Genomic DNA, 12,826 nt, shown 5'->3' with positions numbered 1-12,826 from the left:
GTGTAATTTCATCGCCGTCGGCGGTGTGATCCCAGGTGGCCATCGAGGTGTATGTTCGAGGTGGAGTTTGGCGACTTCAACCACGGCCCCTACGGAGACCCCGATGACCAAGACGAACATGGACCTGTCCGAGCTTCTGGCCAAGCACGATCAGGGCGACTTCTTGCGCGGCATTGCCGAAGCCGTGCTGCAACTGATCATGGAGACCGATGTGGAAGGCATCATCGGCGCCGGCCGGCATGAACGCAGCGGTGAACGCACGACCTGGCGCAACGGGTATCGAGAGCGCGCTCTCGATACCCGTTTGGGCACGCTGAACCTGCGGGTGCCGAAGCTGCGGCAGGGCAGCTATTTCCCGGGCTTCCTCGAGGCCCGCAAGACCTCCGAGCAGGCGCTGGTGGCGGTGATCCAGGAGGCTTGGATCGGCGGCGTCTCCACCCGCCGCGTCGACGAGCTGGTGCAGGCCATGGGGCTCAGCGGGATATCGAAGAGCACGGTCTCGAAGCTCTGCAAGGATATCGATGACAGGGTCGGGGAGTTCCTGAACCGGCCGCTCACCGGCGACTGGCCCTATGTCTGGCTCGACGCCACCTATCTCAAGGTCCGCCAAGGCGGGCGCATCGTGCCGGTCGCGGCCATAATTGCGGTGGCGGCCAACACCGAGGGCCGAAGGGAAATCATCGGCTTGGGCATTGGGCCCTCAGAGGCCGAGACCTTCTGGACCGAGTTTCTGCGTTCCCTCCGCGCCCGGGGGCTGAGTGGGGTCAAGCTGGTGATCAGCGATGCCCACACCGGCCTCAAGGCAGCCATTGCCCGGGTGTTCGAAGCGACCTGGCAGCGATGCCGCGTTCACTGGATCAGGAATGCTCTCGCCCACGTCTCGCGCGGCCAACACACCGTTGTCGCCGCCGCGATCCGCCAGGCTTTCGACCAGCCCGACCGCGCCCATGCGGGCGAAACCTGGCGCAAGGTTGCCGAACAACTGCGCCCGCGCTGGCCCAAGCTGGCCGATCTCATGGACGCCAGCGAGCATGACGTGCTGGCCTACATGTCCTTCCCGCGCCAGCACAGGACCAAGCTGCACAGCACCAACCCGATCGAGCGCCTGAACAAGGAGGTAAAGCGGCGCTCCGATGTCGTCGGGATCTTCCCCAACGAGGCCTCAATCATGCGCCTGATCGGCGCCGTGCTCTTCGAAGCCAACGACGAATGGCAGACCTCGAGCCGCTACATGATGGTCGAGGCCTTCGCCGAGATCGACAAGGAGGAGATCGACCCCATTCTCAGCATAACCACGAAAGCCGCCTGATCATGCCCTCAGGCCATCCAGGAATTTACACCAGCTTGACGGACGTGACCCTCCCCGGCCCCAAGGCGCGGCGGGTCCCGATCCGGGACCGCGCCGCGCCTTGCCTTGACCGCCGATCTGTGTCCATGCTGGGTTCCCTCACCAGCGCGCCGGCCGCAGTCCTTGCCATGGTCTGTCGGCCCGCGGGCATCCTCTCGCAGCGGAGCCCTACCATGTCCGATCTCGACCGGGTCCTGTCTCGAATCGACTCCGATTTCGACGACTCGCTCGCCCGTCTCTTCGACCTCGTTCGCATCAAGAGCATTTCCACCGACCCGGCCTTCAAGAACGATTGCCGACAGGCAGCGGATTGGCTGGCGAACGAACTGACGGCCATCGGGATCCCGGCGAGCGTGCGCGACACCAACGGTCACCCGATGGTCGTCGGCCACCGCAAGGAAGACGGCAAGGCAGGCCCCCATGTGCTGTTCTACGGCCATTACGACGTCCAGCCGGTCGATCCGCTCGACCTTTGGGAGCGCGATCCGTTCGAACCGGCCGTCGTGACCCGCCCGGACGGCTCGAAGATGATCGTTGCCCGCGGCTCCGCGGACGACAAGGGCCAGTTGATGACCTTCGTCGAGGCCGCCCGCGCGTGGATCGCCGAGACCGGCGGGCTGCCGGTCTCCGTCTCCGTGCTGCTGGAGGGCGAGGAGGAGTCCGGTTCGCCGTCGCTCCATCCGTTCCTGACCGCCAACAAGGACGAGCTCGCCTGCGACCTCGCGCTGGTCTGCGACACCGGCATGTGGGATCGCCAGACCCCCGGCATCACCACCATGCTGCGCGGTCTCGTCGGGGAAGAGATCACCATCACCGCCGCCGACAAGGACCTGCATTCAGGCATGTATGGCGGTGCCGCCCGCAACCCGCTGCATGTGCTGGCCGACATTCTCGCCGGCCTGCACGACGAAACCGGCAAGGTGACCCTGCCCGGCTTCTATGACGGCGTCATCGAGATGCCCGAGGACGTGCGCGCGCTGTGGGACAAGCTCGGCTTCGACCACGAGGCCTTCCTCGGCGGCGTCGATCTGAAGTATCCGGCGGGCGAACAGGACCGCACCGCTCTTGAGCAGATCTGGACGCGCCCGACCTGCGAGATCAACGGCGTTTGGGGCGGCTACAACGGTGCCGGCTTCAAGACCGTCATCGCTTCACAGGCCCATGCCAAGATCTCGTTCCGACTGGTCGGCGACCAGGATCCGGAGAAGGTGCGGGCCGCCTTCCGCGCCTATGTGGAAGCAAAGCTCCCGGCAGACTGCACCGTCACCTTCCACAAGCACGGCGGCAGCCCGGCCCTGCGCCTGCCCTTCGACAGCCCGGCCCTGGCCAAGGGCCGCAAGGCGCTGTCCGACGAATGGGGCCGCGAGGCGGCGCTTATCGGCTGCGGTGGGTCCATTCCGATCGTCGGCGACTTCAAGACCATGCTCGGCATGGACTCGCTGCTGATCGGCTTCGGGCTGGATGACGACCGCGTGCACTCGCCCAACGAGAAGTACGAGATGACCAGCTATCACAAGGGCATCCGCTCCTGGGCCCGCGTGCTCGACGAACTGGCGAAGGGCTGATTGCAGCAATGAAGTCTATCTGCGTTTTCTGCGGCTCCAGCATGGGAGCCAAGCCCGCCTATCGCGAGGCCGCCGTCGCCACCGGCGCGGCCATTGCCCGCTCCGGCCGGCGCCTCGTCTATGGCGGGGCGAAGGTCGGGCTGATGGGCGCGGTCGCCGATGGTGCCCTGGCGGCCGGCGGCGAGGTCATCGGCGTGCTGCCGCTCTCCCTGCAGGAGAAGGAGCTCGCCCATGCCGGTCTCAGCGAGCTGCACATCGTCGCCTCCATGCACGAACGCAAGGCGATGATGGCCGACTTCTCCGACGGGTTCATCGCCCTGCCGGGCGGTGCAGGCACGCTGGAGGAGCTGTTCGAGATCTGGACCTGGGGGCAGCTCGGCTATCACCGCAAGCCCTGCGGCTTCCTGAATGTCGACGGCTTCTATGACGGGCTCCTCGACTTCCTCGACCTGCAGCGGGACGAGGAGTTCGTGAAACCGGTGATGCGCGACATGGTGCTGGTGGCCAACGACCCGGCGGAGCTGCTCGCCAGGTTCGAGCGCTACGAGCCGCCGGCAACGCCGAAGTGGATCAAGCGCGACGAAACCTGACCCGGCGCCCGCCGCCCTCGGCGGCGGCAGGCGACGTGGACACCAAATGACAACGGCCACCCGGACTAATCGTCCAGGTGGCCGTTTTCGTTTCTGCTGCCGGCTTTCCGCCGGCGTCCCGTCCGCCTCCGGTCAGAGCCGGATCTGGCCGTAGCGCAAGGCCTCGACCACGGTATGGGTCTTGTTGGATGCGTTGAGCTTGGCGCTGGCGTTCTGCAGATGCGCGTGCACCGTCCGCTGCGAGATGTCGAGCAAACCGGCGATATCGCTCGCAGTCTTGCCGAGCGCGGTGAGCTCCAGCACACGCCGCTCGCGCGCCGAAAGGTCGCCAGGGCGCTGCGTCGACAGCACACCGAGATCGATCAGCCGGCGGAAGGCAGTGTTGCAGATCAGCTCGAGATTGGAGAGCTCGACCGAGCCCGCCTCCAAATGAGCGCCGCCGCCCATAACCACGGCCTGGAACGGATGCGTCTCCGTCACCGGCACCACCACCACGCGGGTTTCACCGCCGAGCGACGCAAAGAGCTCGGAGTGCTCCATGTCGCCCACCGTCACATCCCAAAGGAATGCCCGGTTGCGCATCAGACCCAGCATCAGCGCGCCGTCCTCGGTGTCGAGGTCGCTGCGCTCGATGCCGCCGGCACGCTCGTCCGCCCAGCGGAAGCGGTGGACCAGGCCATCGATCGGCCGGTTCGGCATCGGCAGCCCGGTCACCAGGATATGTGTCGCCCCCAGCTTGCGCAGCTGAGCCTCGACGATGTCGAGAACATGCTTGCCCGTCTGTGCTTCGGCAATCGCCGCCGCCTTGGACTGCGTCTCCATCGGGTCGGCCATCTCTTCCCTGCCTTTCGTCCTAAGAGCCTCGCCGGCTCGCGGCTTGGCATCTTCACCCATGCATACACTCGCAAATTGTGCCAGTTTGAGGGCCGACACCCGCCGAGCGCGCATTTCCCGCTCCGCAAGCCCGTCAAACTAACAGGCGTACCACCACCCTGCAGGCGCTCCTTCCCTGTCAGAATTTCCCCGCCCCAGCGAGGCTCCTGACGCGAAACGAACCAAAAACCGCACTGTGCCGGCGCCCTCCCCCTCCCCGGAGGGGCGTCCGACCACGGTCTTACGAATCCTGACAGGGCAGCTGACCCCTAGTACTCCAATCAGACCATGGAACGCCGGAGTTCTGCAACCCTCTGTTACCAATAGTTTTTACTGCAACGAAAGAAAAGCGTCGAGGCGTCTCCGCAATTCATTGCGATTTCAACCTTTTCAAGTCGCCTCACGACCGAGCGGCGAAAAACCGTGCCGGATCGCCGCATCCATTACTGTCAATTCCGCGAAGGGCAATCTCATCAGGGGTACCGCGCGTGGTGGAGGGGACAAAACACCGCCCCCTCAGGGGTTCCTTGCCAGGCTCATGAGTGCTATCTGCCGGGCCGGGCACAGTCGAGGAGATCCGATTCACGATGAGACTTTCACGTTCCGCCCTCTTCCTTCTCCTGCCTCTGCTTGCCGCCTGCTCGCCGACGCTCGATGGCGACACCGTCGGCTCGATCCGCACGCCAGGCCCGCAGGTCCAGATCACCGAAGCCGGCGCCGGCGGCATCACCGCAGACACGCCCTATTCGGAAAAGGCCATCGCCGCTGCCCTGCCCGGCTTCACCACGGAAGGCTTCCAGGCCGCGACCGAGGACAAGACCGAGTGGGCCATCGGTGCCTACAACGCCGAGGGCTTCCAGGTTCTGCACTTCTACAAGGGCAGCAACGGCAAGCTGCGCGAGATGCACGGCGTGACCCACCACCTGCAGGGCCCCAACGGCGAGCGCATCGGCATGAGCTTTGCCGATATCGGCACCTCGCGCGGCGATTGCCGGGTCGGCCGCAACCTGTGGCGCGGCATGGCGATCTGCAAGGCGCGCGGCACCAGCAACGTCACGCTCGTCTACGCGATCCCGCAATATCCCGGCCCGTTCGATCAGCTCGCGCCCAGCGACCAGCTCCGCGAAGCGGTGCTGCAGCGGATCATCTGGACGCCCGGTCGCGCCTGACCTTCCCCCTCCTATCGGAACCGCGAGCACCGTCCCGTTTCGGGACGGGTGTTCCGGCACGCCGTTTGCGTTGAATGCGGCGGGGAGAGTGGATAGGCATGAAACGAGACAGGCAGCACATGGCATCGCCGTTTGAGGCGCAAGGTCGCGCGCAATCCGGGCCGACACGGCGCGGGCTGTTGCGCGGCGGGCTGGCGCTTGCCGGTCTCGTTTCACCTCTTCTCCTGCCGCACGCCGCAAGGCCGGCTGCCGCAGCAGTACGCGTCGCGGACCTGCGCGGTACCATCGAGGCGAGCGAATTCGGCATCCGCCCCGGCGCGGCTGACGACCAGAGCAGCCTGATGCAGCAGGCCATCGATGCGGCGGCCGAGCGCGGACGGGCGCTGTTCCTGCCCGGTGGACGCTATACGGTCGCCAACCTGCGCCTTCCCCCCGGTACCCGCCTTGTCGGCCTGCCCGGCCAGACCCGCCTCGACTATCAGGGCGGTGGCCATCTCCTGTTCGCGCAAGGGCCCGGCACCATCGGCATGGAGGGGATCCATTTCGACGGCGACAACCGGCTGCTCGGCGAATACACGCCTGCCCTGCTTCACTTTGCCGATGTCGACGACCTCCTGATCGAAGGCTGTACCATCACAGGCAGCTCGCAGGCCGGCCTCGCACTGGACCGCTGCGGCGGGCGCGTCGTCGGGAACACGATTTCCGGGGCCCGCACGGCCGGTCTGCGCTCCATCGAGGCGCGCGGCCTGTCGATCACCGACAATCATGTCCATGACTGTGCCAATGCCGGCATTCTGGTGCATCGCTGGAGCGAGGGAGAGGACGGCAGCATCGTCTCCGGCAATCGGGTGGAGCGGATCTCTGCCCGCGACGGTGGCACCGGGCAGAACGGCAACGGCATCAACATCTTCCGTGCCCATGGCGTCGTCGTGCGCGGCAACCGCATCGCCGATTGCGCCTTCTCGGCGATCCGCTCCAACAGCGGTTCCAATGTGCTGATCGAGGGCAATTCGTGCCTGCGTTCGGGCGAGACCGCGATCTATTCGGAGTTTGCCTTTCAGGGAGCGGTGATCGCCGACAACCTGGTCGACGGCGGCGCCATCGGCATTTCCATCGCCAATTTCCTGGATGGCGGCCGGCTTGCCACCTGCTCGGGAAATATTGTCCGCAACATCGTCGATACCGGCCCCTATCCGGCGGAAGTGCAGGGCTTCGGCATCGGTATCGCTGTCGAGGCCGACACGGCTGTCACCGGCAATGTGGTGGAAAAGGCCGCGCGCTTCGGCCTGCACATGGGCTGGGGGCCGTATCTGCGCGACGTCAGCATCGCCTCAAACGTCATCCGCGACTGCCCGGTGGGCGCGGCCGTGACGGTGGTCGAGGGAGCCGGAGCCGCGCTGATTTCCGGGAACATCTTCTCCGGCACACCGGGTGGCGCCATCGTCGGCCATCGCTGGAAGGAAGCGGTCACCGGCGACCTGACGCGGCCGGGCGCAGCCGACGGCTTCGGCCATCTCGCCATCCAGGGCAACATGGTGCGGTAGGACCGGCGGCGGCCGGTCAGCGCGGCTCAGCCGGCACTCGTCGTCAGGCGAGGCTTCTCAGCGGCGCGAAGGCTTCTGCCACGGCACGAATGCTGCCGACGGGCCTGCCGTTCCAGTTGGCCAGCGGCGGCGCGAGCCAGGGGCGCAGGGCTTTCGCCTCGTCCTCGTCGAGTTCCAGGAGGGCGTCGATGACAGCGGCCATCATCGTCTCGGCCGCGCGCGTCGCACCGTCATCGCATTTCAGCGCAATGCCGAAGCCGAGCTCGGGGATCGCCGCGGTGAAGACACCTTCGGCGCCGGTTTTCACGAAGACCCGGCCGCCGAGCGCGCCCATCACTTCGGTGCAAAAGCGACCCGTACCGGCGATCATGAACGGATGGTCGACACAGGCATTGTAGAGCCGTTCCACCGCCTGTGCGCGCAAGGGCTCAAGCCCCTCGCCGGTCCCCAGACAGGCAAAGGCGCGCGCCAGCGGCGCCATCGGCATCGCATAAGCGGGGATCGAGCATCCGTCCGTGCCGCGCGGCATCGCGGACAGGTCGATGCCGGCCATCTGCTCGATGGCGGCCCGCACCTCCAGCTGTACCGGATGGTCCGGCTCGACATACCCGCGGGTGGGCACGCCGAGCGTGCGGGCAAGGCCGAGGAAGCCGGCATGCTTGCCCGAGCAGTTGTTGTGCAGCGGGCAAGGCGAGGCATCCGCCCGGTGAAGGACGGCAACGTCCTCCATTCGCCGCGGCCACTGACTGCCGCATTCCAGCGCGTCCTCGTCGAGGCCGGCCTTCATCAGCATCACCCGTGCCGCGTTGACATGCACCTCCTCGCCATTGTGCGAGGAACAGGCGAGCGCAAGCTCGGCATCGTTGAAATCGAGCGCTTCAGCAGCTCCCGATTCCACCAGAGGCAGGGCCTGGAGAACCTTGATGGCCGAGCGCGGGAAGACCGGACGCTGATGATCGCCGAGCGCCGCGACCACATGGCCCGCAGCATCGACCACCGCAAGGGCGCCGCGATGGCGGCTTTCCACCGCATCACCGCGCAGCACTTCAACCAGCACCGGGTTTTCCATCTCGCTCAAGCCCTTTCGGCGGCCACCTGGAGGGAACCCGGCGCCGACAGGACGGCAGAGACGCTGCCGCGGGCCGAGAGGAAAGCGTCCAGCCGTTCCAGCGCCCCGTCCAGCACCTCGTCCTTCTTGCAGAAGCAGAAGCGCACGAAATTGGTCGGCGCATCGGCGACGTAGAAGGCGGAGACCGGCACAGCGGCAACGCCCGCCTCTTCCACCAGCTGGCGGCAGATATCGACATCCGTGCCCTGCAGGCCGAGGGTCGAGACGTCGCAGGTCAGGAAGTAGGTGCCCTCGCACGGCAGCACGCCGAAGCCGAGTGCCGCGAGCCCGCTGGCGAAGCGGTCGCGTTTGGCCTGCATCTCGTCGCGCAGGGTCAGGAAGTAGCTGTCTTCCTTGCCAAGGCCATAGGCCACCGCCTTCTGCAGGTTCGGCGGCGTCGTGAAGGTGACGAACTGGTGCGCCTTGGCGATCGGATCGAGCAGGTTCGGCGCAGCCGTGACATAGCCGACCTTCCAGCCGGTCAGCGAGAAGGTCTTGCCGGCGGAGCCGATGCGCACCGCACGCTCGCGCATGCCCGGAAACGCCATCAGCGGCAAGTGCTGGCGGCCGTCGAACAGCAAATGCTCGTAGACCTCATCGCAGATCGCGTAGACGCCGTGCTCGATGCAAAGACGTGCGATCGCGGCCAGTTCCTCTTCCCCGAACACCTTGCCGGCCGGGTTCATCGGGTTGTTGATGAGGATCGCCTTGGTGTTCTCGGTGAAGGCATCGGCCAGCTTGCCGAGGTCGAGCTTCCACTGCGGCGGGGTCACGCGCAGGCGCACCGGAATGCCGCCCGCCCGCTTCACCAGCGGCAGATAGCAGTCATAGAGCGGCTCGATCAGGATGACCTCGTCGCCCGGCTCCAGAAGGGCCAGCAGCACGTCGGCCAGCGCTTCGGTCGCGCCTGAGGTGACCATGACCTCGCTCTGCCAGTCGACGTCGAGATCGTAGAAGCGCTTGGTGGAGGCGGCGACCGCCTGACGCAGCTCCGGCAGGCCCAGCATCGGCGGGTACTGGTTCGGGCCGGCCATCAGCGCATCGGCTGCGGCCTGGCGCACGTCCTGCGGCCCGTCCACATCCGGAAAGCCCTGGCCCAGATTGATCGCTCCATTGGCGATGGCGAGCCGGGACATGGTCTCGAAGATCGTCGTCGGCAGTCCGGTGAAGACAGGATTGGTCGGCTTCATGGCGTGCTTGCGTTCCCACATGGCGACTTTGTCCGGGGGTTGTAGCCATTCGCGGCGGCTGCGTCGAGTGAGGATGCGCGAACGGCCCGCGCCGGCCTCCCGCTAGGGAAGATCGGCACGGGCCGTCGGGACGTCCGGATGGTGATACGAGCTCAGCGCACCAGGATGTTGCGGAACTGCCAGGGATCGCTCTCGTCGAGATCCTCCGGGAAAAAGCCCGGGCGATCGGTGAGCGGCGTCCAGTCGGTGTAGTAGCCCTTGACCGGGCCGAGATACGGCCGCTGGACCTCGAGGCAACGGCGATAGTCCATCTCGTCGGCCTCGACGATGCCCTCGTTCGGGTTCTCCAGCGCCCAGACCATGCCGGCGAGCACGGCCGAGGTCACCTGCAGGCCCGTTGCGTTCTGGTAGGGGGCGATTTCGCGGGTCTCCTCGATGGAGAGCTGCGAGCCGTACCAGTAGGCGTTCTTCTCGTGGCCGTAGAGCAGCACGCCGAGTTCGTCGATGCCGTCGATGATCTCGTCCTCGCCCAGCACATGCAGGGTCTCCTGCATCTTGCCGGCGGCGCCGAACAGTTCGTGCAGCGACAGCACCGCGTCGTTGGCCGGGTGATAGGCGTAGTGGCAGGTCGGACGGTAGACGACCTTGCCGTCCTCCTTCAGCGTGAAGAAGTCGGCGATGGAGATCGACTCGTTATGCGTGACGAGGAAGCCGTACTGGGCGCCCGGCGTCGGGCACCAGGTGCGCACGCGGGTGTTTGCGCCCGGCTGCTCCAGGTAGATCGCAGCCTTGCAGCCCTTCTTGTGCTTGCGGGCGTTCTTCGGCATCCACTTCTCGTGCGTGCCCCAACCCAGCTCGGACGGCTGGAAGCCCTCGGAGAGGAAGCCCTCGACCGACCAGGTGTTCCAGAATGCGCCCATCGGCTTCGGCTTCTTGGCGCGCTGGGTGTCGCGCTCGGCGATGTGCACGCCCTTGACGCCGACCTTCTTCATCAGCTTCGCCCAACCCTTGCGGTTGGTCGGCTCCTCGAACTTGGTACCGGTATCGCGGGCGATGTCGACCAGCGCCTGCTTGACGAACCAGGAGACCATGCCGGGGTTGGCGCCGCAGCAGGACACGGCCGTGGTGCCGCCCGGGTTCTTCTTCTTCTCGCGGCGCACGGTCTCGCGCAGCGCGTAGTTGGTACGCGAGGCGTTGTCGGCGTTCTCGTCGAAATAGAAGCCGAGCCAAGGCTCGACGACGGTGTCGATATACAGGACGCCCAGCTCGCGGCAGAGCTTCATCAGATCCAGCGAGGACGTGTCGACCGACAGGTTGACGCAAAAGCCCTGGCCCTCGCCCTCGGTGAGCAGCGGCGACAGGACATCGCGGTAGTTGTCCTTGGTGATCGCTTCCTTGAGGAACTTGTAGCCACGGTCGTCGACCAGCTTGCGGTCGGCGTCGACCGGATCGATCACCGTCACGCGCGAGGCGTCGAAGCGGAAATGGCGCTCGATCAGCGGCAGGGTGCCCTTGCCGATGGAGCCGAAGCCGATCATCACGATCGGGCCGGAAATCGTGCCGTGCACGGGCCAGGACTTCTCCGCCGCAGCAGAGCTGGCGGCCGACTGGGTCGCCGGGGCGGACTTGGCGGTCTTCTTCGCCGCCGGCATCTTCGTTTCGGTCATGGCGGGTGTCCTTTTGCTTACAACTGTCGGCATGGCGGGCAGCGGGCAAGGCTCGCCATGGCTCGACCATAACGTCGGCCGGTCGCCTTCGCGACCGGCCGGTTCGGAGTTATTCGGGATCTCTATAGATGTGATTCTGGATGACCGTCAGATGACGTAGGAGCGCAGAGGCTCGAAGCCATTGAATGCCACCGCCGAATAGGTGGTGGTGTAGGCGCCGCACGCCTCGATCAACACCTTGTCGCCGATCGACAGGCTGACGGGGAGCTCGTACGGAGCCTTTTCGTAAAGCACGTCGACGCTGTCGCAGGTCGGGCCGGCGAGCACGCACGGGGTCTTGCGGTCGTCATCCTTGTCCGTGCGGATCGGATAGCGGATCGCCTCGTCCATGGTCTCGGCCAGGCCGTTGAACTTGCCGATGTCGAGGTAGACCCAACGGATCTCGTCCTCGGCCTCGGACTTCTTCGAGATCAGGACCACCTCGGCCTCGATCATGCCGGCATCGCCGACCATGCCGCGGCCCGGCTCGATGATCGTCTGCGGGATGCGATTGCCGAAATGCTTGGCCAGGCCGCGCAGGATGGCCTCGCCGTAGCGCGGCACGCCCGGGACGTCCTTGAGGTAGCGCGCGGGGAAACCGCCACCCAGGTTGACCATCGACAGCACGATGCCGCGCTCGGCCATCTCGCGGAAGATCGCGGCGGCAGAGCCCAGGGCCGTGTCCCAGGCCTCGACATTCGCCTGCTGCGAGCCGACGTGGAACGACACGCCATGCGCAACCAGGCCCAGACGATGAGCATGCTCGAGCACCTGCGGCGCCATGGAGGGCGCGCAGCCGAACTTGCGCGACAGCGGCCAGTCGGCGCCGGCGCCATCGCACAGGATGCGGCAGAACACCTGCGCACCGGGAGCGGCGCGGGAGATCTTCTCGACCTCGGCCTCGCAGTCGACGGCGAACAGGCGCACGCCCAGCTCGAAGGCACGCGCGACATCGCGCTCCTTCTTGATGGTGTTGCCGAAGGAAATGCGGTCGGGGCCTGCGCCGGCGGCCAGGGCCATCTCGATCTCCGGCACCGAGGCGCAGTCGAAGGAGGAGCCGAGGCTGGCGAGCAGCGACAGGATCTCGGGAGCCGGGTTCGCCTTCACCGCGTAGAAGACGCGGGTGTCCGGCAGGGCCCGCTCGAACGCGAGATAGTTGTCCTGGACGATGTCGAGATCGACGACGACGCAAGGCCCGTCGCCTCGTCGCTGCCGGAGGAAGTTCTTGATGCGCTCGGTCATGGCATTCACCCGCAAGTCCGAATTCCGGTACAGGTGCATATGCGATCGCGCCTCCCGCCCGCTTTGGAGACGGGGAGAAAACGGACGCCATATGCAACGGTCGGGTTCAACGCGTGCATGTGCGCAAGCGTGTCGCCGTTCCGCGATTGCTGCCTTGGATTGGATCGGGTGTCCCGAACCGCACGGCCGGCAATGATGTAACAAGTGCCTCTTCAGTGACCCCGGGACTTGGAAACCCGGCAGAGACCAAAAAAGCCCTCTTACGTCGTTGCTTTAAGCCATCCGTTTTGTCGCTCTATTCCGGACAGGTCCGGGCCCTTTTGAGCGACTGCCACCTTTCGGTTGGACGACCACGGGCACGTGCGAATTTGGGCAAGGGGAGATATGAATCAGGAACCTGTCTTAATCAAGGGAAAAATCCCCCGAGCAGGTGCATTTTTTGCGCATCCCCTATGCATTTCCGCATTTCCCTGTGAGTTTTTCCGATAGCA

10 protein-coding genes are annotated in these 12,826 nt (G+C 65.9%); 5 read left to right on the top strand and 5 right to left on the bottom strand.

Going from position 1 to position 12,826, the window contains the following annotated elements:
* Positions 1 to 103: 103 nt before the first annotated feature.
* The 3 genes from H7H34_RS07015 to H7H34_RS07005 all read left to right on the top strand — a co-directional run bounded on the left by H7H34_RS07015 (position 104) and on the right by H7H34_RS07005 (position 3,503).
* The gene (locus H7H34_RS07015) at positions 104 to 1,309 is read left to right on the top strand and encodes an IS256 family transposase (RefSeq protein ID WP_013654810.1); all 1,206 of its coding nucleotides are present in this window, start codon (positions 104 to 106) and stop codon (positions 1,307 to 1,309) included.
* Positions 1,310 to 1,521: 212 nt separating this feature from the next.
* On the top strand, positions 1,522 to 2,913 hold the full coding sequence (locus H7H34_RS07010; protein ID WP_185924718.1) for a dipeptidase: 1,392 nt from the start codon (positions 1,522 to 1,524) through the stop codon (positions 2,911 to 2,913).
* 8 nt (positions 2,914 to 2,921) lie between these two features.
* Positions 2,922 to 3,503, top strand: a complete 582-nt coding sequence (locus H7H34_RS07005; RefSeq protein WP_120269070.1) for an LOG family protein — start codon at positions 2,922 to 2,924, stop codon at positions 3,501 to 3,503.
* A 132-nt stretch (positions 3,504 to 3,635) separates the two neighbouring features.
* On the opposite strand, the gene H7H34_RS07000 is transcribed toward H7H34_RS07005, so the two are convergent.
* A complete protein-coding gene (locus tag H7H34_RS07000; protein WP_120269069.1) occupies positions 3,636 to 4,337 on the bottom strand; it encodes a helix-turn-helix transcriptional regulator in 702 nt (233 codons plus the stop codon).
* 626 nt (positions 4,338 to 4,963) lie between these two features.
* Here H7H34_RS07000 and H7H34_RS06995 point away from each other — a divergent pair.
* Together H7H34_RS06995 and H7H34_RS06990 are read left to right on the top strand one after the other, a co-directional pair.
* The gene (locus H7H34_RS06995; protein WP_185924717.1) at positions 4,964 to 5,545 is read left to right on the top strand and encodes a DUF1131 family protein; all 582 of its coding nucleotides are present in this window, start codon (positions 4,964 to 4,966) and stop codon (positions 5,543 to 5,545) included.
* A gap of 119 nt (positions 5,546 to 5,664) precedes the next feature.
* A complete protein-coding gene (locus H7H34_RS06990; RefSeq protein WP_185924716.1) occupies positions 5,665 to 7,089 on the top strand; it encodes a TIGR03808 family TAT-translocated repetitive protein in 1,425 nt (474 codons plus the stop codon).
* 43 nt (positions 7,090 to 7,132) lie between these two features.
* On the opposite strand, the gene H7H34_RS06985 is transcribed toward H7H34_RS06990, so the two are convergent.
* From H7H34_RS06985 to H7H34_RS06970, 4 genes are all read right to left on the bottom strand, one after another.
* Positions 7,133 to 8,158, bottom strand: coding sequence for an asparaginase (locus H7H34_RS06985; RefSeq protein ID WP_185926463.1), 1,026 nt, complete (start codon positions 8,156 to 8,158; stop codon positions 7,133 to 7,135).
* 5 nt (positions 8,159 to 8,163) lie between these two features.
* Positions 8,164 to 9,387, bottom strand: a complete 1,224-nt coding sequence (locus H7H34_RS06980) for an aminotransferase (protein ID WP_120269283.1) — start codon at positions 9,385 to 9,387, stop codon at positions 8,164 to 8,166.
* A gap of 152 nt (positions 9,388 to 9,539) precedes the next feature.
* The gene (locus H7H34_RS06975; RefSeq protein ID WP_185926462.1) at positions 9,540 to 10,925 is read right to left on the bottom strand and encodes a homospermidine synthase; all 1,386 of its coding nucleotides are present in this window, start codon (positions 10,923 to 10,925) and stop codon (positions 9,540 to 9,542) included.
* Between the two features lie 276 nt (positions 10,926 to 11,201).
* Positions 11,202 to 12,335 carry a type III PLP-dependent enzyme gene (locus H7H34_RS06970; protein WP_185924715.1) on the bottom strand — a complete coding sequence of 378 codons (1,134 nt, stop codon included), beginning with the start codon at positions 12,333 to 12,335 and terminating at the stop codon, positions 11,202 to 11,204.
* Positions 12,336 to 12,826 lie beyond the last annotated feature (491 nt).

It is taken from the genome of Stappia sp. 28M-7 (genome assembly GCF_014252955.1).
Taxonomy (GTDB): Bacteria; Pseudomonadota; Alphaproteobacteria; order Rhizobiales; family Stappiaceae; genus Stappia.
The sequence above is the reverse complement of the archived record's forward strand: the minus strand, read 5'-3'. Positions and strand labels throughout refer to the sequence as shown.

Excerpts from the sequence above, each read along its gene's own strand:
- H7H34_RS07015 (WP_013654810.1), top strand. The coding sequence starts at position 104 with ATGACCAAGACGAACATGGACCTGTCCGAGCTTCTGGCCAAGCACGAT.
- H7H34_RS07010 (WP_185924718.1), top strand. The coding sequence starts at position 1,522 with ATGTCCGATCTCGACCGGGTCCTGTCTCGAATCGACTCCGATTTCGAC.
- H7H34_RS07005 (WP_120269070.1), top strand. The coding sequence starts at position 2,922 with ATGAAGTCTATCTGCGTTTTCTGCGGCTCCAGCATGGGAGCCAAGCCC.
- H7H34_RS07000 (WP_120269069.1), bottom strand. The coding sequence starts at position 4,337 with ATGGCCGACCCGATGGAGACGCAGTCCAAGGCGGCGGCGATTGCCGAA.
- H7H34_RS06995 (WP_185924717.1), top strand. The coding sequence starts at position 4,964 with ATGAGACTTTCACGTTCCGCCCTCTTCCTTCTCCTGCCTCTGCTTGCC.
- H7H34_RS06990 (WP_185924716.1), top strand. The coding sequence starts at position 5,665 with ATGGCATCGCCGTTTGAGGCGCAAGGTCGCGCGCAATCCGGGCCGACA.
- H7H34_RS06985 (WP_185926463.1), bottom strand. The coding sequence starts at position 8,158 with ATGGAAAACCCGGTGCTGGTTGAAGTGCTGCGCGGTGATGCGGTGGAA.
- H7H34_RS06980 (WP_120269283.1), bottom strand. The coding sequence starts at position 9,387 with ATGAAGCCGACCAATCCTGTCTTCACCGGACTGCCGACGACGATCTTC.
- H7H34_RS06975 (WP_185926462.1), bottom strand. The coding sequence starts at position 10,925 with ATGATCGGCTTCGGCTCCATCGGCAAGGGCACCCTGCCGCTGATCGAG.
- H7H34_RS06970 (WP_185924715.1), bottom strand. The coding sequence starts at position 12,335 with ATGACCGAGCGCATCAAGAACTTCCTCCGGCAGCGACGAGGCGACGGG.